The organism is Halorubellus salinus, assembly GCF_020567525.1.
In the GTDB taxonomy this organism is placed as follows: Archaea; Halobacteriota; Halobacteria; order Halobacteriales; family Natrialbaceae; genus Halorubellus; species Halorubellus salinus.
In genome coordinates, this window is the sequence record NZ_JAJCVI010000007.1 from 79893 (window position 1) to 97498 (window position 17606).

Consider the following 17606-nt stretch of genomic DNA (forward strand, 5'->3'; position numbering starts at 1 on the left):
TCGTGCTGACCCACGCCCAGAGAGCGCAGGGTCTACGTGCAAGCTCTCGCCGTACACAGTGGAGTGTATGGGAAGGTTATTAGTTTTTATGCACAATATAGTGTATTGGATGGTCCGATACATGTACGAAAACCTTCTCATGAAAACGCTGAAACCCCTTGCCCGCGCTGGGCGTACCAATGCGGCCCCGTCTCGCATCGTGGATGACCCCAGTTGACAGAGACATCCTCGAACTACTGTCGAACGAAGGTGGAGCCTCAGAACTCCGTATGACCCCGCGAGTCGTAGCGGCGAATACAGACTGGGGTCAAGATGCAATCCGCAAGCACCTCCTGACGCTGCGCGACCACGGTCTACTCGAATATCACGATGAAGACGCTGGAATCTACCAAATCTCAGACCACGGCCGTGCGTATCTCGCCGGTAATCTGGACGTCTCTGAACTCGAGGAAGACGGGTAATCGTCACGCTCGGACCACACCGATGTCCAGCTCTTGGAGGGCGGCGTCGGCCCAGTCTGGGTGGCGGTCGGCGTCACCGGAGAGTGCTTCGAGTTCGCCGAATCGGTATTTGGCGAGGAAATCAGCAGTCGCACCCATCGAGGTCTCGTTAACCCCATAGAGGAGGCTCAACTCCTCGTGAGAGATTTCGACGCGATGGTCGTATTCGCGACCGCGGGCCATCTTTACGTTCACTTTTTCGCCAGTCCAAGTCTCAATCACTGCTTCTCGAGGCATACCCCCACGCTTTCTACGGGTCGGTCTTCAACAGCAGCGCGTGCATGCCACTTGCATCAACCTCCACACGCACACCTCGAGAGCCTTCGATAGACAACCTGAACGTGGTGAATCAAGTGGCAGCCAGTTGGGTGCCAGATGGTTCTGTGTCGGTCAGGCGGGGAGTGCGTACTCGGTGTACCGCCCACCGCCCTGTTGTTCGATGAGGCCTTCGCGTTCCATCGAGTTGAGATACGACCGTAGCGTGCGTTCGGCCATCGGGTCTGAAGCACGCTCACGGTATTGGGCGTAGAGGTCACCGGCCTGGATTGTGCCTTCCTGTTTGATAACCTCGTAGAGGATGCGTTGGTGTGTGCTGAGCTTCTCGATGTACCGACTCGCAATCTCACTCCGCGCATTCTCCACGACGTCGTCGACGACGTCGGTCGTGATTTCATCCTGGCGGCGGTCCGTACATTGTTTCGCTGCGAGGCGGAGTATGGTGATGGCAAGGCGGGCATCGCCGGCGGCCTGATCAGCCATATACCAGATGGTATCCTCTGCAATCGATCCGGGGACGAGGCCGACGTTGGCGCGTTTGGTGAGGATGTCTGCGAGTTGGGCGTCGCCATACTGGTCGAATTCGACGTGCTGGAAGGTGCGGATGCGTTTCTGGATGCGCGTGTCGCAGTTGATGAGGAGATCGTCGTAATTGACGCTGATGAGCACCGTCGTCACGTTCGGCAGGCCATACAGTGCGTGAATCACTTGCTTGTCCTCGAGGACGTCGGCCTCGTCGAGGACGGCGACGAACTCGTCATCGAGCTCGCGGAGCCGATTGATCAGGACAGTCCGCGCGTTGGCACGCGGATCGAGCGGTGCGGACCGGTCCGAGTCTCTGAACAGCCCTGCGAGGGCGCCGGTGGAGGAGTTGGCGCCGATGCAGTCTACGAATCCAGTTTCAACGTCAAGGCGTGCATCCTCGAGCTTCCTGAGGACGTACCGTGTTGTCGAGGTTTTGCCCGCCCCGGAGGGGCCTGTGACGATTGTGTTCTCGGTCATGCCGCTTGGGCCGCCGCCAAGTGACGCGGTCAATGCGTCCACTTCGCCCTCGCGATGTACGAGTTCACTGGGGACATGCTGCTGGCGGAGGGCGCGTCCGTTTTGAATCATGTCTGTCGTTTTTCGAGGGGGAGACTTCAGGGCGAGCCAGGCGCAGTGAAAGTGAAAGTGGTTCTGAATTAACGTCCCGGTATCCAGCTTCCGAAACCGGAGCCGCAGTCGGGGCAGTCGTAGCCGTCGTGGGCGCGTGCGGCGAATCCACCGACAAAGTAGCCGAAGAACAGCCCGAGCCCACCGAGGGGGAGTGTCGCGGCCATCCCGAAGCCTGCTGTCGCGATACCGATGACGCTACCGGTCAGGAACCCCACCAGCCCGAGCGTGAGGGCGCCGGCAATTTTCAGATGTTGGTCGTACTTCGGCCCATTCGGGGAGACGATGCTGTCGCAGGACGCACATCGGACGTCCAGGTTCGTGATATCAACCATGTTCAATCGAGGTGTTCGCGAGCTCGCCGAGAGAACTCCTCTGACGAGCAGTCCGTGAATCGATTCTCGAACGTCCCGTGACAGGACAGACAGAGCGATACGAGGTTATCGAGCGCGTTCATCCGCCGCGGTGTCCCGTCGAACTCGGACCTCGGCGTGATGTGGTGAACCGACAGTTCACGCCCGAGATCGTCCGCACTCGTTCCACAGACCCGGCAGGTGTGGTCGTCCCGCTCGAGGCACTTCCGGCGCTGCTTGCTCCAGTTCACGCCGTATTCGGTCTGTGCGTACGGCGAGTCGAGACCAGCCGCTTTGTAAGCCCCTCGAACCAGCGACTTCCACAGTAAGTTTGACATTCGTGACGAAGTTTTTGCAAGGCTCTTGGAAACGGCTTAAGTGCTGTTGCCGTTCGTGATTTCCGAGCCTGATAAAGAAAGCAAGCGCGCTAATTCCGATCTCTACTGAAGCGCCGCAGGTTCGACGGGTTCGCCACAGTGAGGACAGCTCCCAACGTCGTGAGCTCTCTCGATACCGAACACCTGCTGAGGATTCAGTCCCTGATTGAAAGCCTCTTGTTCAGCCTGGTGCCGAACTCGCGGCGCTGCCGAACCGGTTCGGGCCCACTGACCGATATCTATTAGCAACGTCTCCGTCCGTTGTTCGCCTGTTCTACGGTCCGACCCGCGGACTTTCACTCTTGTGGAGCCGTTCCCGTTGGAGCTCACGAAGGAGAACGTCGCGGTGCTTCAATCCCTCATGGGTTCGTCTGGGGTTGAAGCACTTTCACCCCGGCAGTGAATCGCGTTTATCACCCCGGTTACAGATGGACCCTCGTGGGGTTACTACGTGGCTCAGTCTCCGGCTAGAGTTCGTTCAGCACAAACGTCTCTGTCCGTGGGTTCGTGACCTCGATCTCTCGGCGGTAGGTGGTTTCGACGAACCGGTTGTCGTTCTTTGGTGGTTGTATCTCGATGGTGACGTTGCCGACGAGTTCCGTGCCCGCGTTTGGAGCGTCTTCGTACTGGAGTTGGCCGTCAGGGTTGGTTGTATGCGTTCCAGACCCCCAACCGATGCCGTCTCTCGTGTGTACGGTCCGGAACCGTGCGTTCGGCACGGGCGTTCCGGACTCATCGACGACGAGCACCTGCAACAGGTACGCGTCGGGGAGTTGCCTGCTGCCGAGGTTGACGGGCTTGTGTGTCACGTCGATTCGGTTCGCGAGCGCGTAGAGGTCGGGAGCGCCATCGCGTTCGGGTGCTGGCAGTCGCGTCCAGTCTTCGACCGTCTGGTAGTACCCGATAAAGACCTCGTCCGGTTGGTCAAGCGTCTTGCTGAAGACGCCACCCTTGTTCGTCTCCCGGTAATCGACCCGGAACTGCCGACCGACGATGCCTGCTTGGTCGCCTCGCGCAGGACCCCCTGATGGTTTTCGAATTTGCCCGCGAACCCCGAGTTTGCCTGCTCTCGCTGTTCCCACGTTTGATACGCCGACTGTCCCCAACCCAGCAACCATTCCGCCTTGTTTCAAAAAGCCACGTCGGTCGATTTTGCTCATAACAGTCGAAATGTGAGGCACGAGAACTTCGTTATACACTCGGTAGCTGACACACTGGGGTCTGCAGTTCGATTAAACGTCTGCGTTCACGAGCGTACCCTCTGCCGGTACAGACTCTTCCTGTGCCACTATCTGGGCGAGGGATTCACGACGATACGATTGTCGTCCGTATCTTTGATTTTTGCTTGGCGGTCGGCGTTCTGAACTTCTGTTGTCCTTGGGCTCCGCTTCAGGCTGGTATAGGAGCGTTCAACACGGGTGTTCGAGCTGACTTGGTGTCGGTCTCGGTGATTCTATCATGGCGAGCTCTGCAATGAACATGTATTCGAAACAAGCCTGGAACTACTCTTACATTCAATCCAGACGCATGTTTGGAGGGGGCGATTGAGATGTCACACTCCTCGAAATTGGATGTGAAGTTCGAACATCATCAAGAGCTTGAGCCCGGACTTCCGTATCCGAAGACCAGTTATGAACAGTCCTGGATTGAGGAGAATATTCAGCGAATTCGGGCTCAAGTCATTGTCAATGATACAGTCCGCACCTTCCACGTGTTTTCGAAGACTCCGGGCTTCGAGTATCCTGCCCACGTGGATCAGCGAATGTGGACGATTGTTGTGAGAGGCCATCTTGATGTGGGATCTAAACATCTGAATGCGCTCAGACGGCTCTGGTGAATCGCTATAAGGCGTCGGTTTCGACCGTCAGAACTAGGAAGTTGAAGCGGGAAACCGCCGATGCTCTATGTCGAGGATCTCCCGCTTCACAGAGAAGGCGGTACGGTTAGCTAAAAATGCTGTTGGTGGACGAGGCGAAGTCGCCGCCCCCGAAGGGGGTGGCGGCTTCGCCGACTACGCGGCGGTGTCGCTGCACTGTCTGCGGGTTTACCTGGAGAAATCGTACAGGGTCTCGTTGGATCTGTTGAGCGAGATGCCGCAAATACTCGGGGAGATTGGGCTTGACGCGGATGATCTCCCGCATCACTCGACGTTAATCAAGTGGTTTGACAGGCTCAAAACAGCACTCTGGCGCGTGCTGCTCCGACTGTCGTCGGAGCTGCACGAGCTGAGCGGGCACGCCGCCATCGACGCGACATTCTTCGACCGCGAAAGCGCCAGCAAGCACTACTGCCGCCGGACGAACTACCGCGTTCAGACGCTGAAAGCGACGGCGCTCGTCGACACAGAAACACAAGCGATCCTCGACGTCCACTGCAGCACCGGGAAACCACACGACACCAAGGTCGGCTGGCAGGTCGCCCGCCGCAACGCGGGCGACCTGACCAGCCTCGCTGCCGACAAAGGCTACGACTGGATGCGGTTACGCGAAAATCTCAGAGAAGAAGGCGTGAGACCGTTGATAAAGCATCGCATCTTCCGGCCCATCGACCACGCGCACAACGCGCGGGTCGATGGGCCTCGCTACCGTCAGCGAGCGATGTGTGAGACCGTCTTCTCGACGATCAAGCGCACGCTCGGCGACACCGTGCGTGCGCGAACCTGGTGCGGCGAGTTTCGAGAACTCGTGTTGATGTGTGTCGTCCAGAACATCAAGCAGACGGTGAACGCGTGAAATCAAGCGACGTCTGGCGATTCACCACGGCCCTTTGAACGTAAGATTACCGAAGGCGACCTAGAGACGATCTCCCACGAGCTGTCGGATATGCTCGAAGCCGATGAGTCTGCCATCATCTACGAGATGAGCTCGGACTCTTACGTCGACCGAACCGTCGTCGGCGACGATCCGACTGACGACGCCCGGTTTCTCTGAGGTACCATCGACCCCCCGGGGGTTCAGGGGCTATCGATGGTCGACGGGAACGACCAAGTGAAACCACATACATAGCCCTGTATATGCCCTCGAATCGGGCATGGTTACAGACGGACCCTCGTGGGGTTGAAGCTCAAACACTGCTGACGCGCCCAGCAGCGTCGCTGTTACAGACGGACCCTCGTGGGGTTGAAGCGTTATCTGAGTAGATAGCCCGCTTTCCTCGACGCCTGTTACAGACGGACCCTCGTGGGGTTGAAGCGTCCCAAAGGTAGACAGCGAACGTCGGCTTCGGGAACGGTTACAGACGGACCCTCGTGGGGTTGAAGCCTCCTTGGTGCTGCTCGCGTTCCAAGTCTGGAAGTTTGTTACAGACGGACCCTCGTGGGGTTGAAGCTGCTAGCCGGATGAAGAATCGTTAGGATTCAAGCGGTTACAGACGGACACTCGTGGGGCTGACTTCGAGACGCCACTCACAGAAATCGAGATCCGCGACGTCGGGACCCGCCGGGTCTGCCCGCCCTGCACGCACTTCGCCCCCAGCGGTATCCTCCCAACCCCCACCGATGTAGACTCTGACCAGCGGGTTCTCAAAGAGAACAGTCAGAACCTCAAAACAGGCGACTACGGGCTTGACTGGAGCAATCCAGAGGAGGCCGTGTCAACAGCCACCGACACCGACTCGACACCGTCGCCCAGCGTGGACACTCGCGAGTTGCTCCTCGAATTACTTCGCGTCCACCAGACTGTCACTGGCGTCCCGACTCGTGAGGACCTCGACAAACACACGGACTACGGTGCCGACACCTACGCTGTGGAATTTGGGAGTATCGACGCCGCTCTCGACGCCGCTGGCATCACAACAGACACCTAGTACACCCAGGAGCGTCCCTTGCCTCCGCAGCGTCGATGATGGTCGATGGGAGGCCTCTCGAAGCCCCGGATAACAACGTTTCTCAGAAGGTTTCAACTACGGTGGAAGTCGTCTAGAAAAATGGGGCGAAATGCACTCAGGCACGCGTTCCGAGGAACGTTTTGAAATCAACAATGTACAACATATGAGCGCCAAAGTATAAATGTTCGACTCTCATCATCTATTGGTGAGAGGATACCATGACTGAAGATAATGACAAGGAACAGTTAGACGAGATGGTCGATCTTTACGATGCCCAAGGAAACCCGCTCAACGAGAAGAAAGAGTTGTCCCAAGTCCATCGAGACGGCGATTGGCATCGAACGTTCCACTGCTGGATAGTCAACCCAGATATTCATGGCGGATCCGTACTCCTACAGCGGCGTGGCGAGTGGAAACAAAACTGGCCAGGTAAGGTCGATACCTCAGCCGCTGGCCATTACGATGTCGGAGAGAGCCTTGAGGACGGCGGGTTACGAGAACTCAGAGAAGAACTGGGAGTCGAAGCCGACGTTGAGGATCTGATAGATGCCGGCACGAGGATCGAGGTTGAGGAGGCTGAGGAGGGTGTGAAGAATTACGAATTCCAAGACGTCCGCTTCCTCCTCTCTGACAAAGAAATCGACGACTTCGACGCGAGTTACCCCGAGGTGGGGGGACTCATATATATGCCTGTGAGCGCTTGCCTCAGGCTACTCTCTGGGGAATCGGATGTCGAAACAGGCCACGGTTACAGCTTCGTGAGTCAGGAAGATGAAGATCAGCCAGAGAAACAATACGGCGATTTCAAACTGACGAGGGACGATTTCATTCCTAGCATTGACCGCTTCTATTTCAAATCGGCTATCCTCGCGAAGAGGATACTCAACGACGAAAAGCACATTCAAATATAGATGAGGGAAAGGGAGCAGAGCTATTGGGGCCAGACTATCCGACGTTACGGATTGCGAGACAGGACGGAGTATTTCGAGGATGACGAGAAGCTATCTGTTCTTTCGGATGGGTTGGTCCATCTGATGGAAGCGTATGGGTTGGGGAACATCGAGATAGCCCATGACTCGGGGGCGAAATCCGCGGAGATCGCCTCGAAGCTCAGGGGCTACATTGTGGAAAGCGGCACTGATTCGACGGTGGTCGGCCACAGAAGCTCGCCAGAAGTGGCTTTCCTGTCCAGCAGGATCCGTTCTCTCTGCGTGCTCATCTCGGGAAGCCACCAGAGTCCCTACTACACTGCTGTAAAAATGTTTGAGGGAGGTAGCCAACTTTGCAATGGTGGTTTATCACCGATTTTCAGAATACTCGCTAACCAGGATGAGTCGGGACGGCGGACGGACTACGCCGACTACATCGCCGAACGTGTTCTGGACGCGTCCTTCGACCCGGTTCGGAGGGAAATTGCGATCGTGGACCCCGGTTCAGCTGGGGGGAGAACGACCAACCGTATCCTCTCGACACTAGGCCACGACATCCGAGAGCTGCATAACGTGTCTTCAGAAGACGCCTCTGGAAGGTGGGTTTCGAGATTCGCCAGTAACTGGAGCGAGGAGCATACTGAAGCGGTACGGCGAGTTCTTACCGAGGTCGAGTCCGAATTAGGGGTGCTTATTGACGAAGATGGTGATCGGGTCGTTCTAGTCCACCCTGACCTTGGCCCGATCGCGCCCGATGAAATCGGAGCGGCAGTAGCACTGGCTGAAGGGTATACTTCGATCGTGTGTGATTATCGATGTAGCCCAGCGGTGAAATCGTTCCTAGAGTTGCACGGTATCGACACCATCCTGTCTGAGGTCGGTAGAGATAGGATTACGGATGCGATGTCATTATCGGATGCCGAGCTAGGTCTAGAGATTTCGGGGCATTTCTTCTTCCCTGGTTCTGGGGGAATCCGTATCGATACCCCCTACGCGATAGCACTTGCTTTGTCCTCGCCCGACTTCGTCGGACATATCAAGGAAATACGAGAGCATGCCAGCCTCGAATACCGTGGGGGCGAGTATCGGGTCCCCTTGGATGGGTTCGATCTTGCGGGGTTCGCGGAAGCTCTGGCTTCGATGAGGATCAACGGTAGCAGCGCTTCGTTCAATCGGTTCCCCTCCGGTTGGATGTGTACCTTCGAAGACACCCTACACATCGTTGCGCGCCGTAGCGAGACCAGTGACAAATTCTCACTGCTGGTATGGTCCTTGTCAAAAGAGCACCACGATAGGATATTATCCATCCTGGACGAAGGGCGGCCGTGATACGATAGGCCCGACTACGGTAGTGGTTGGGCCGCGGTGTCGGGAAGGCTTGGTCGGTGGGGAAATCAGGCTGGGAACGTTTAGTGAGTTGAGACAGTTGCTATTTTGCGCTCACGTTCGTCCTTCTTGCCATCTTGACATCCTCCCCGCCCTAAAGGGCGGGGCTTTCTCCTTGAGTTTCCGTAAAACCGGCAAACCTGTAATGATTGTATTTATTTATCAGTGATAACTGCGGGTTTCTATAATACGGCCATATTTGCAGAAAGGATACCATGGATTATGATCAGATAGCCGACGACACTGCGGAAGGGCGGATGAATTCGGTCGGGAGACGTGCAAAGGTAATCAATGAACTACTATCACTGATTGAAGACTCCAGGGGCACCAACGGTGGCGACCTCGTCGATCTAGGTTCGGGCACTGGCTACAGTTTGTTCAGGGCCATGGAGAACTACGATTTCGACTCCATCACGTGCGTTGACGAGAGCGAAGAAATGCTGCATGAGGGCCGAACCCAATCGGACAGAAGACCAGACAACACGAAGTACCTCGTCTCGGCAATCGAAGATATAAACGAGAACGGGTCTAAATATGACGTCGCACTACTGAACTCGGTTGTCCATCATCTTGATGATTTGAACGAGTCGTTTGATTCGGCGTTCCAGGTTCTGCGTCCCGGTGGTGCTCTGGGGATATACACGTTGTCACAAGAACAGCTCAATGACCACCACCTGGTCAGGTTCTTCCCCAGTGTCGCCGAAGTGAATTCCCGGAGATACCCCCCGATAGAGGATCTAAAAACAACATTGGACGATGTCGGATTCAGGCACGTGAAATCCGAGAAGGTCACCTTCGACGTAGAGTTGGACCCTCAAAAATATCTAAGCAGCATCGTTAATAAGTACGGATCGGTGCTTCATCTCATCAACGACGAGGAGTACGAAAAAGGAGTGGAAACGATACGCCGGAGAATCGACGAGGGGAAGCCAGTTGGCCAATTCACAGGCCGATATACCATAATCGCATCGACGAAGGAATAGGCTGATAGTGACCATCATGCCGGTCCATAGGGTGTCCTCCAGCTGGTCCCTACTATCCTGATTGGTTCTCTTCAACGCCCAAGCATTACGAGACGACGTCGGTACGTGATGGCTCACGGCAGCCGTGTCGCTATAAGATCTCGGTTGACGGACCAAGTGGCAACTGCGATTGATAGCCATTCCCTGAGGATGGCCTGACCAGTTGTGCGCTCCTAACCCTGAGGAAACCATTCAATTGATAATTGACGAGAGTAGAACAGGACTATATGACCTCGGATGGTGGTCCCGTCTACATCTTAGAGACCACCCTGTGGCTATGATAGACATGAACTTTGGAGAGCTCTCCCTGTCGTCACGAATAGGGTTAATTAGATCCTTGGGCCGCGGAGCCACGGCGTTTGTCTCCGTCGGGACAGCGTACCAAGTCCTACTGATTTATTTTAGAACGCGGCTTCCACTGTTCCTCTTCATCTCGGGATTCATCAATATCTGGTTCATGTGGGAGTTGGTGGTTGTGTATACGGATGAATCGTCGGGGTCAGATGAAGAGGACCAATCGGCTGACGAGATGTTCTCGGATGCTGTTCTGGCATGGACCCAGGAGTTACACGAACAGGGTCGTCATATGGGTGTAATCAGCTTGCGGAAGCGGTTCTCACACGTTCTCCATATCTTGGGATACCACGACGTACGTTACGAAATCGGGGAGTTGGCACTCCAATCTGCGAATGTTCTGCGCGAAACAGACGATAGGGTAGAGATCCTGATAGACGATATGGGTTGGGCATTACATATGTGTGGCAAAACCGAAGACGCGATAGATAACATCCAGAAAGGCGTCGATATCGCACGCCAGACCACGGATGAAAAGAGCGGACGGCTCATACTCGCTGAGGCCAAAGGTCTGAGACACCTTGCCTTCCTCTACACACTCCAGGGCCGTGGTGAAGCCGAGAATTACATCGAGAATGCCTGGGATGTGCTGGACACTCACCCGGAACCAGGATCAGAGGAGGTGCGGAGAGATCGGATGCAACTCTTACATACGTGGTCGGAAATCCGGTGCATGAACTATGGTATCCTATCGAACGGGAAGATACGTAACAATCCCGAAGCTGAGGCGGAAATCGAGTCGTCGATTGACGACCTCACCGAGGTCATTGAGACGTTCGAAGCGTTGGGGGATTTAGAACGGGCCGCGAAATCGATGCGCCTGAAAGTGAGGATGTTGAACGCGATTGATAGAGAGATCGATGCCAAGGAGGTAGAAGCAAGGCTCAACGATATTCTAGAGAAGTCTCAACTGTTCTCTTACGGCCGGATATCCCCCGTAGCGGACGGTTGATTTGTGACTATCCTCCAGCGGACCGAATGCGTAGCTCAGGTTCTATTTTACCCAGCAATGTCAGATAGCGATTAAGTCGCTTCTACTCCACTTGGTGAATCCAGCAATTAGAAATCGTATCTTTTCCCCCCAAAGGGGTCCCTCAAAGTCAGATGGGAATGACCCTTGGAAGGGATTTTAGCAGAATTCGCACTTCTGGAGCAAAGCTGGTAAGCAACCAGCAAACTCTGAAGGTGCGGCTCTGTTGAAGTCCTATCGTTCCAACATTTGTCTCGCTGGAATAGCCGTTAGGTAGGTGTGCGAACTAGTCACTCAGAGTCACACTGGGGGTAAATATCATAGGAGACTATCCGTATGGCGAGTCTCACTTGGGTAATGGAATACGAAATTGATTCAGGGGAGTCCGTCAGTCAAGCAGTTCTCACGAGTGTCGGTATAGTCGAAGATACTGCTATTACTAACCTTCCGGTACTGTACGAGACGGTAGACCCTGACGCGTTAGATGCCATATTTGCAGGGGATGGGAATCGCAGGATGTCGTTCGCTTTCAGTAACTCCTGTATTGAGGTTTACAATGGGGAATACCTCATAGTCGAATCTGCGTGAATAGCGCCTCGTAGTGAAATATCAATTCAGACTGATTAGTAGGTATATTCCCTGTATCTACCAGAACGTCTCAACGCATCAAGGAGGGTTCTCACCAGCTGATGCGCAGTGAAACATCTGCTCAGTAGGTTTGCATACTACTCGGCCAGAATCGTGAACCAGCGGCACATCTGGTTCTCCTGATAGGGGTCCTTCCCACCATCTTTATTTCCTCTTTGTTGGATAACACTATAGACCGTGGCAGATAAGCTCCCAATTCTCCGGCGGCGTCTGCTCGCCGCTGCAGCGAGCGGAGGGCTCGCATCATTGGCTGGCTGTAACTCGGTGAACGAGGATAGCACCACCAGCGACCGAAAAACCACCACCTCCACAACCGTCACATTCACCGATACTACCACATCGACCAGGACTTCCCCTCCAACAACCTCAACGAGAGACAGCAAACAGGTGTTCTCAGGTGGCACACTGGCAGATTTCCAAGATGCTCTGATAACCGCCAGCGAGATACCTGACGCCACATTACAGATTGACCCGGGGACGTATCAATTTGATCCGCTGCGGGCTGTCTCTAGTGGCGACAAGCGCGAACACGCCCGATTCACTGACATTGAGGACGTCACGATAGAGGGCAATGGTGCGACCTTCGTATTCAGCAATCCGCTGCGGGCTGGCTTTCGTTTTATTGGCGGACGCGACGTGACCGTGCGAAACCTTACGCTGGATTACGACCCTGTCCCGTTCACCCAGGGCGAAATCGTTGATCTCGGACCCGACCAGCGACGAATCACACTCGCGCTCGATCACGGCTATCCATCGCTTTCCCATTCCATGTTCGAGGCCGCTGATCGGGTTTGGGCGAGTGTCCACCAACCGGATGGTCCGCTGGTAGAAGGATTCCGTAAGGAGAGAAGCTTCGATAAATTCTTCTCGAGTATTGACCGCGTTGCCGACCGTCGATTCGAGTTAACACTTCGAGATGGTGTCAGTCCAAATGGACTGGCTGAAGGCCGCCGATTGACCATCGTCGCACGTAATCAGGGGACGGTCTTGTCGTTCTACCAGATGGAGCAGCCAACAGTTGAGAATATCACGGTGCACGCGTCAGGTGGGGCCGTATTCTCTGCAGCTGTCTGCTCGGATCCAGTATTCCGGGGTACAACAATTGTTCCACCCCCGGACAGCGATCGCCAGATCGCGTCGGATGCCGACGGAATCCGCATCGTCAATTGCTTGTCCAGCACAACTGTCGAGAATTGTCACCACGAACGCTTACTGGACGATAGTATCGTCGTCCAACACACGTTCACGAGCGTAAGTGAGCTTCTCGATGACCGTACGGTTGCGGTCGAGAACGTCCATCCATTCGTCGTCAGCTCTGAGGACACGCTCGAAGCACTATCCCAGAGTGGTGTCAGACTCGGTGAGTTACCACCGATCGCTGATTACGAGCGGCGCTTCTCCTCGCCAGGCAGTCGCGATAAACCGGCAACAATCACCTTCGCGGAGCCGATCAGTGGCACCCTCTCAGTCGGCGATTATATTGGTAATCCAGAGACGGGCAGCCAGAACTTCACTGTTCGAAACAACGAATTGCGGGACCACCGGGGTATTTTGGTGCGCGTCGTTGCCCGTCACGGTGAAATCACGAATAATGTTCTTGATGGGGCCTCCCGGAACCCGGTCGAACTGGAGTGCGATAACGATCGACATTTCGCGCCGAAGGGGTACGTCGACGACGTAACGGTTGCGGAGAACACGATTCGGCGAGCCGGGATGGTGTACTTCTCGGGTGACGAGCCGGCTGGTATTCGGGTACATCTCTTGACTCGCCGGGATGTGCCTGATGACGGCCGTCCAAACAGAAACATCAGGGTCCGCGACAACGAGATCGAGACGACGGCTGGTGTCGGAATTAACATCGAGAACGCTGAAGACGTAGCTGTATCAGGAAACCGCATTTCGAACGTTAACCAGCTTGGGTACGGCCCGTATGGCGTATCGATTGCTAACTCTCAAGCCATTACGCTCACGGACAATACCGTGGCGGGACCCAGTACCCGTTTACAGGCGTTCGGCCAGCGCACCGATAGTCGCGAAATCACCAGTAGCAAGAACACGTTCCGAGTAAATGGGGAGACCCGCACGGTTTCCCTTCAGCAGTGGCTTCCGGTAGTATTCAGGTTCAACCGGGCTGTGCAGCCGGAGCCCAACAGTCGATATCTCACAGTGCGATGCTACCGGGTTCGACTACGTGCCGGAGACACGACCGTCCAAGAGTATGATATCGGAGCTGATGAGTCTGGGCTTAGACTCAAACGTGGGTACTTTTCACCGGAAACAGCTGACTCCGGTACGTGGCGATGGTTCGGTGGGGGGGATGCCGTTACTCGCTTGACGTTGCCGGCAGACGTCATCGAACAGTCGGACCATCTTGAGATGGAGTTGATGCCTGTTGAGCGGGATATCAGGGGAACCGTCTCTGTCGACGGAGCCGATGGTGAGACTGTTCGATTTGCGAGTGAACAGCTTCAGTGGTACACGTTTGATCTCCCGGATCGCTAGACAAGATATCACCAGTCACCCACTGCAGGCATCAGTGGCCGCCGCTCAACGTTTCTCGTTGGCAGGCCATGTTGTCACCTACAACTCCGTCGAATGGGTTGTAAATAAGCACTCCTACTGGACAGCCGTTTCGCTGGACCGAAACCTGAATCGAAGCGACGCCCTCTGAGATTCATGTCTTTACTCAAACGTGCAACGCCGGAGTACCGGTTCGTGTGAACCCGCCAGAATCGCCGTCTGAGTGCGAGCGTTAGTCGGGTGAGAACCGATGTACTGCACGCTTCTCTTGAGGAACGTGTAACATGGGAACCGAGCGGAACCGGGACGCTCCCTGGAACGTCTGGATGACCCGTGGCGAGTACGCGGAGATCCCGCGGCACGCACCCTCCGACCTCGCCGAGATGGCGATCCGGTTGATGGGGGACTGCTGGCTTCGCGTCGCGGAGGTTCTCGACGTGACGGCCAGCGACATCTTGCGGCGGAGCGACGGTCGCAGCTGGAAGGTGGAGGTCGTCGCCGGGAAGGACACCAGCGGCGAGTACGCGCAGGGCAAGCACCGCGAGACTTGACCCCCCGCGACCTGGAGGCGCGTATCAAATGGCTCGTCTAGGACGACGTCAGTCCGCGCATCGTCATGGCCCTCGGCGGCTGGGACTCCTACGACGCCATCGAACCGTACCTCGTAGCACCGACAGAGGAACAATAGCAAGGGGAGTATGTCCACAGTCGACCTCTGATTTGAGTTCGGAGGATACGTCTGCCAGTGGCAAGCGACCGATCCAATCCCTGTGGAGCTTCAGCCCACGAGGGGCCGTCTGTAACCAGTCGTAGGTCTCCTGTGAACTACTCCTCCTCGATAGTGAAGGCGAACTCGAACTCGCCAGTGAACTCCACGCTCGGTTCACCGCCACCTTCGGGCCGCGAGATCGTCATGTCCCCGTAGCTCTCCCATGCCTCGTTCGCGAGCACCCCACCAGACGAATCGTACACGTCGACGAATACGATAAGGATGAACGAGTACTTGATTTCGGAACCGGGTTCGGGGTTGAAGTCCTCTTTCGTGAAACTCCAGTCGTTCACGAGCGAGACATTGAAAATGGACTTGAACGACCCACTATGCGGGTCGAGGTCGGTGTGTTCGTTCGTCGTCTCGTGCGAGCCGTACGGCGTTCCCGGGCCATTGCCGTCTGGACCGAGGTCGGCCGTCGCTGTAATGCGGTCGACAGGCGAATCTGGAGATTCGTAATTCGCCCGTATTCCGCCGGTTAGCTCCACATCCGTCACGACAGAACCGGCCGAGAGCGTCTTCGACACGTCGTCCAAGTCAATCGTCTCCAGTCGGAGTTGCGCGCCCCTGACCGGTCGCGTGGCGTGATAGGAGAGTGCGCCCGCGCTCCCGAGTCCGACGATTGCAGCGATAGTGTTCCTTCGCGTCGTTCGTGGTGGCATCGCACCTGACAGTTTGGTTTTATTGGCTCGTAGTTACCCGGCAAGTACCCCGACTCTAGGTTTCACCCACGAGACTCTCTCTGTAACCCGGTGTACCGACTCAACACGAAGCACAGAAATTCCGGATTAACCTCACGAGGGCCCGACGGTACCCCGGCCCGGATTCAGGGCGATTTACGCTCCACTACCGCTAGTCACCTGACCGTGAGCGTCGATTCCCAGTATCCCCTTCTACCCCCGAGGTCGAGGGTGTAGCTCTACTTGTGGTATCTCGCGATCTCGTACATCGTGAGACGGAGAGCGTTATGCTGACCGCTGGGCCTGATGGCGGCTAGTTGATAAATCTGATAACAACAAAACTCCGAGGCTGCTGGGCGGGGAGAACACGTCGACGACGCGCGACGTCCTCTGGAAGTTCGAGGAGACGTGGCTCGGTGTCGGGAAGGGATTCCTGGACTGCATCGAGGCGAACCGTTTTGAAACGAATCAGAATCGTCCTCCACGACTATCATGGCCGAGATGGTGCTCTCGCAACTACCACCTGTATTCGAATGGGCACGACGCCTAGTATGAGGACCAACACCACTCCACGTGCCTACCGTCGGTTCTCGGTGCGAGCGTCGTCGTATGGGTCCTCCTCGCGTTCGCTCTCGAGGAGTCGTTCGACGTGGTGTTCGAATTCTTCCTCAGAGAGTTCGCCGGTCGCGTACCGCTGTCGGAGGATCTCCAGTCCGGTGTGGGTATCGGATCGCTGGCTGGTGTCGTCGGTTCGCTGCTCGCCGTGCTGTCGTGCGTTGACGATGCCGATGGCGGCGGGGAGGACGACGCCGAAGCCGATGGGGAACGCGACCCAGAAGAGGCTGACGTCGAGTGCGAGCAGGTTGAAGGCGACCGTGAGGGTGAGTGCGGTCACGCCGGCGGCCACGAGCGACGTGACAGCGAGGGTCCCGCGTTCGAGCGGGTGTTGCCCGTGGTGAGGTCGATTGTCGTTGAACATAATTGAACGTCGGTGCCAGAGCGCAGGAACCTTTCTCCAACATGTTGGCCTCGTGGTGTTGCGAGCGGTCGTGACCGTTCGACCAAGCCGGACTGGCGGGGTAGCGATCACTCCGAGTGGTCCTCGACCGTGCTGCCGTCCGTGCCGACCGCGGGCCAGTCGTCTTCTGTCCCCAGGCGTTTCGCAGCGGTCTCCAGCGGTCCCTCTGCGGGTTTGAGCGTGCCCGCGTCACCGAGCCCGAACGCGGGCATGTTGTTGTAGACGCACTCGGAGTCGTCCGGATCGACGCGGTACGTCTCGTGGAAGATACCCACGTCGCCAGTCCGGCCACCTGACTCGTTGTATTCGACCCACGCCGGCAGGTGCTCTTGTTCGATGTCACGGGCGTACGTTCTGAGGTGCTCGAAGGACGCCCAGTACTGGATCATCACGACCATCCGCGTGTTGACGGTGGTCTCGTAGCCGAGGAGTCCGGAGTCGTCGTCGGCGTCGAGCTCGTGGAGCATCCGCGGCATCGCGACGGCGACGGGGAGCCAGCGGTGGAGCTTCCAGAAGCGGTTCACGCGCATCCCGATGAGGAACACGACGAACGGCTCGTCCAGCTCCGCAGTCATGCGTCGGTCGTACATGGCGTCGACGAGGGCTGCCGTCACCAAGCGAGTTCCACCAACATGTTCCACCACGCAGTCGACCAGGTGGAAGTTCGCGGTGTGGTCCGGCCGCGCCACCGACGTCCCCGGACGTTTACACCTACTACGTCCACCCTTCCGCGTGCCGAGACCGAGGTCGTTCGTCGCACCGACGAACGAGGTCGGCGTACCATCCTCGCACTGGCCACTGGCTCCAACATGTTGGACAAAGATGCG

Annotated in this window: 18 protein-coding genes and 1 CRISPR repeat array; of the genes, 10 read left to right on the forward strand and 8 right to left on the reverse strand. The window is 56.5% G+C overall.

The window, feature by feature from the left end:
* Positions 1-179: 179 nt before the first annotated feature.
* Positions 180-461, forward strand: coding sequence for a winged helix-turn-helix domain-containing protein (locus LI336_RS20570; RefSeq protein WP_497007375.1), 282 nt, complete (start codon positions 180-182; stop codon positions 459-461).
* 3 nt (positions 462-464) lie between these two features.
* Here LI336_RS20570 and LI336_RS18415 read toward each other — a convergent pair whose 3' ends face one another.
* From LI336_RS18415 to LI336_RS18435, 5 genes are all read right to left on the reverse strand, one after another.
* Positions 465-737, reverse strand: a complete 273-nt coding sequence (locus LI336_RS18415; protein ID WP_227134631.1) for a hypothetical protein — start codon at positions 735-737, stop codon at positions 465-467.
* A 153-nt stretch (positions 738-890) separates the two neighbouring features.
* Positions 891-1889 carry a Cdc6/Cdc18 family protein gene (locus LI336_RS18420; protein WP_227134632.1) on the reverse strand — a complete coding sequence of 333 codons (999 nt, stop codon included), beginning with the start codon at positions 1887-1889 and terminating at the stop codon, positions 891-893.
* Positions 1890-1957: 68 nt separating this feature from the next.
* Entirely contained in the window at positions 1958-2263 is a 306-nt protein-coding gene (locus LI336_RS18425) for a hypothetical protein (RefSeq protein ID WP_227134633.1), read from the reverse strand.
* 2 nt (positions 2264-2265) lie between these two features.
* Positions 2266-2619 carry an HNH endonuclease gene (locus tag LI336_RS18430; RefSeq protein ID WP_227134634.1) on the reverse strand — a complete coding sequence of 118 codons (354 nt, stop codon included), beginning with the start codon at positions 2617-2619 and terminating at the stop codon, positions 2266-2268.
* A 506-nt stretch (positions 2620-3125) separates the two neighbouring features.
* On the reverse strand, positions 3126-3818 hold the full coding sequence (locus LI336_RS18435) for a twin-arginine translocation signal domain-containing protein (protein ID WP_227134635.1): 693 nt from the start codon (positions 3816-3818) through the stop codon (positions 3126-3128).
* 744 nt (positions 3819-4562) lie between these two features.
* Between LI336_RS18435 and LI336_RS18440 the strand changes: the two genes are divergently transcribed.
* The 9 genes from LI336_RS18440 (at position 4563) to LI336_RS18480 (ending at position 14863) form a co-directional block, all read left to right on the forward strand.
* A complete protein-coding gene (locus tag LI336_RS18440) occupies positions 4563-5390 on the forward strand; it encodes an IS5 family transposase (RefSeq protein ID WP_227134636.1) in 828 nt (275 codons plus the stop codon).
* A gap of 301 nt (positions 5391-5691) precedes the next feature.
* Positions 5692-6050: a CRISPR direct-repeat array (repeat unit 30 nt; unit sequence GTTACAGACGGACCCTCGTGGGGTTGAAGC).
* Between the two features lie 196 nt (positions 6051-6246).
* Positions 6247-6462 carry a homing endonuclease associated repeat-containing protein gene (locus LI336_RS18445; protein ID WP_227134637.1) on the forward strand — a complete coding sequence of 72 codons (216 nt, stop codon included), beginning with the start codon at positions 6247-6249 and terminating at the stop codon, positions 6460-6462.
* 239 nt (positions 6463-6701) lie between these two features.
* On the forward strand, positions 6702-7394 hold the full coding sequence (locus tag LI336_RS18450; protein ID WP_227134638.1) for an NUDIX hydrolase: 693 nt from the start codon (positions 6702-6704) through the stop codon (positions 7392-7394).
* Positions 7395-8741, forward strand: coding sequence for a phosphohexomutase domain-containing protein (locus tag LI336_RS18455; protein ID WP_227134639.1), 1347 nt, complete (start codon positions 7395-7397; stop codon positions 8739-8741). It begins immediately after the preceding gene.
* 272 nt (positions 8742-9013) lie between these two features.
* Positions 9014-9781, forward strand: a complete 768-nt coding sequence (locus LI336_RS18460) for a class I SAM-dependent methyltransferase (RefSeq protein ID WP_227134640.1) — start codon at positions 9014-9016, stop codon at positions 9779-9781.
* A gap of 316 nt (positions 9782-10097) precedes the next feature.
* The gene (locus tag LI336_RS18465) at positions 10098-11126 is read left to right on the forward strand and encodes a hypothetical protein (RefSeq protein ID WP_227134641.1); all 1029 of its coding nucleotides are present in this window, start codon (positions 10098-10100) and stop codon (positions 11124-11126) included.
* A 354-nt stretch (positions 11127-11480) separates the two neighbouring features.
* Positions 11481-11732: a HalOD1 output domain-containing protein gene (locus LI336_RS18470; RefSeq protein ID WP_227134642.1), complete on the forward strand. Its 252-nt coding sequence runs from the start codon at positions 11481-11483 to the stop codon at positions 11730-11732.
* 237 nt (positions 11733-11969) lie between these two features.
* Positions 11970-14294 carry a right-handed parallel beta-helix repeat-containing protein gene (locus tag LI336_RS20450; protein WP_227134643.1) on the forward strand — a complete coding sequence of 775 codons (2325 nt, stop codon included), beginning with the start codon at positions 11970-11972 and terminating at the stop codon, positions 14292-14294.
* 302 nt (positions 14295-14596) lie between these two features.
* Complete coding sequence (locus LI336_RS18480) at positions 14597-14863, forward strand: hypothetical protein (protein ID WP_227134644.1); 267 nt, start codon at positions 14597-14599, stop codon at positions 14861-14863.
* A 274-nt stretch (positions 14864-15137) separates the two neighbouring features.
* Here LI336_RS18480 and LI336_RS18485 read toward each other — a convergent pair whose 3' ends face one another.
* The 3 genes from LI336_RS18485 to LI336_RS18495 all read right to left on the reverse strand — a co-directional run bounded on the left by LI336_RS18485 (position 15138) and on the right by LI336_RS18495 (position 17393).
* Entirely contained in the window at positions 15138-15617 is a 480-nt protein-coding gene (locus LI336_RS18485; protein ID WP_227134645.1) for a hypothetical protein, read from the reverse strand.
* 721 nt (positions 15618-16338) lie between these two features.
* Positions 16339-16740, reverse strand: a complete 402-nt coding sequence (locus tag LI336_RS18490; RefSeq protein WP_227134646.1) for an SHOCT domain-containing protein — start codon at positions 16738-16740, stop codon at positions 16339-16341.
* Between the two features lie 107 nt (positions 16741-16847).
* Entirely contained in the window at positions 16848-17393 is a 546-nt protein-coding gene (locus tag LI336_RS18495; protein WP_227134647.1) for a DUF4188 domain-containing protein, read from the reverse strand.
* Positions 17394-17606: the final 213 nt, after the last annotated feature.

Bases quoted from the DNA above. Each gene is read 5' to 3' on its own strand.
- LI336_RS18480 (WP_227134644.1), top strand. From the start codon at position 14,597: ATGGGAACCGAGCGGAACCGGGACGCTCCCTGGAACGTCTGGATGACC.
- LI336_RS20570 (WP_497007375.1), top strand. From the start codon at position 180: ATGCGGCCCCGTCTCGCATCGTGGATGACCCCAGTTGACAGAGACATC.
- LI336_RS18455 (WP_227134639.1), top strand. From the start codon at position 7,395: ATGAGGGAAAGGGAGCAGAGCTATTGGGGCCAGACTATCCGACGTTAC.
- LI336_RS18425 (WP_227134633.1), bottom strand. From the start codon at position 2,263: ATGGTTGATATCACGAACCTGGACGTCCGATGTGCGTCCTGCGACAGC.
- LI336_RS18490 (WP_227134646.1), bottom strand. From the start codon at position 16,740: ATGTTCAACGACAATCGACCTCACCACGGGCAACACCCGCTCGAACGC.
- LI336_RS18450 (WP_227134638.1), top strand. From the start codon at position 6,702: ATGACTGAAGATAATGACAAGGAACAGTTAGACGAGATGGTCGATCTT.
- LI336_RS18460 (WP_227134640.1), top strand. From the start codon at position 9,014: ATGGATTATGATCAGATAGCCGACGACACTGCGGAAGGGCGGATGAAT.
- LI336_RS18420 (WP_227134632.1), bottom strand. From the start codon at position 1,889: ATGATTCAAAACGGACGCGCCCTCCGCCAGCAGCATGTCCCCAGTGAA.
- LI336_RS18435 (WP_227134635.1), bottom strand. From the start codon at position 3,818: ATGAGCAAAATCGACCGACGTGGCTTTTTGAAACAAGGCGGAATGGTT.
- LI336_RS18430 (WP_227134634.1), bottom strand. From the start codon at position 2,619: ATGTCAAACTTACTGTGGAAGTCGCTGGTTCGAGGGGCTTACAAAGCG.
- LI336_RS18415 (WP_227134631.1), bottom strand. From the start codon at position 737: ATGCCTCGAGAAGCAGTGATTGAGACTTGGACTGGCGAAAAAGTGAAC.
- LI336_RS18470 (WP_227134642.1), top strand. From the start codon at position 11,481: ATGGCGAGTCTCACTTGGGTAATGGAATACGAAATTGATTCAGGGGAG.
- LI336_RS18465 (WP_227134641.1), top strand. From the start codon at position 10,098: ATGATAGACATGAACTTTGGAGAGCTCTCCCTGTCGTCACGAATAGGG.
- LI336_RS18440 (WP_227134636.1), top strand. From the start codon at position 4,563: ATGTCGAGGATCTCCCGCTTCACAGAGAAGGCGGTACGGTTAGCTAAA.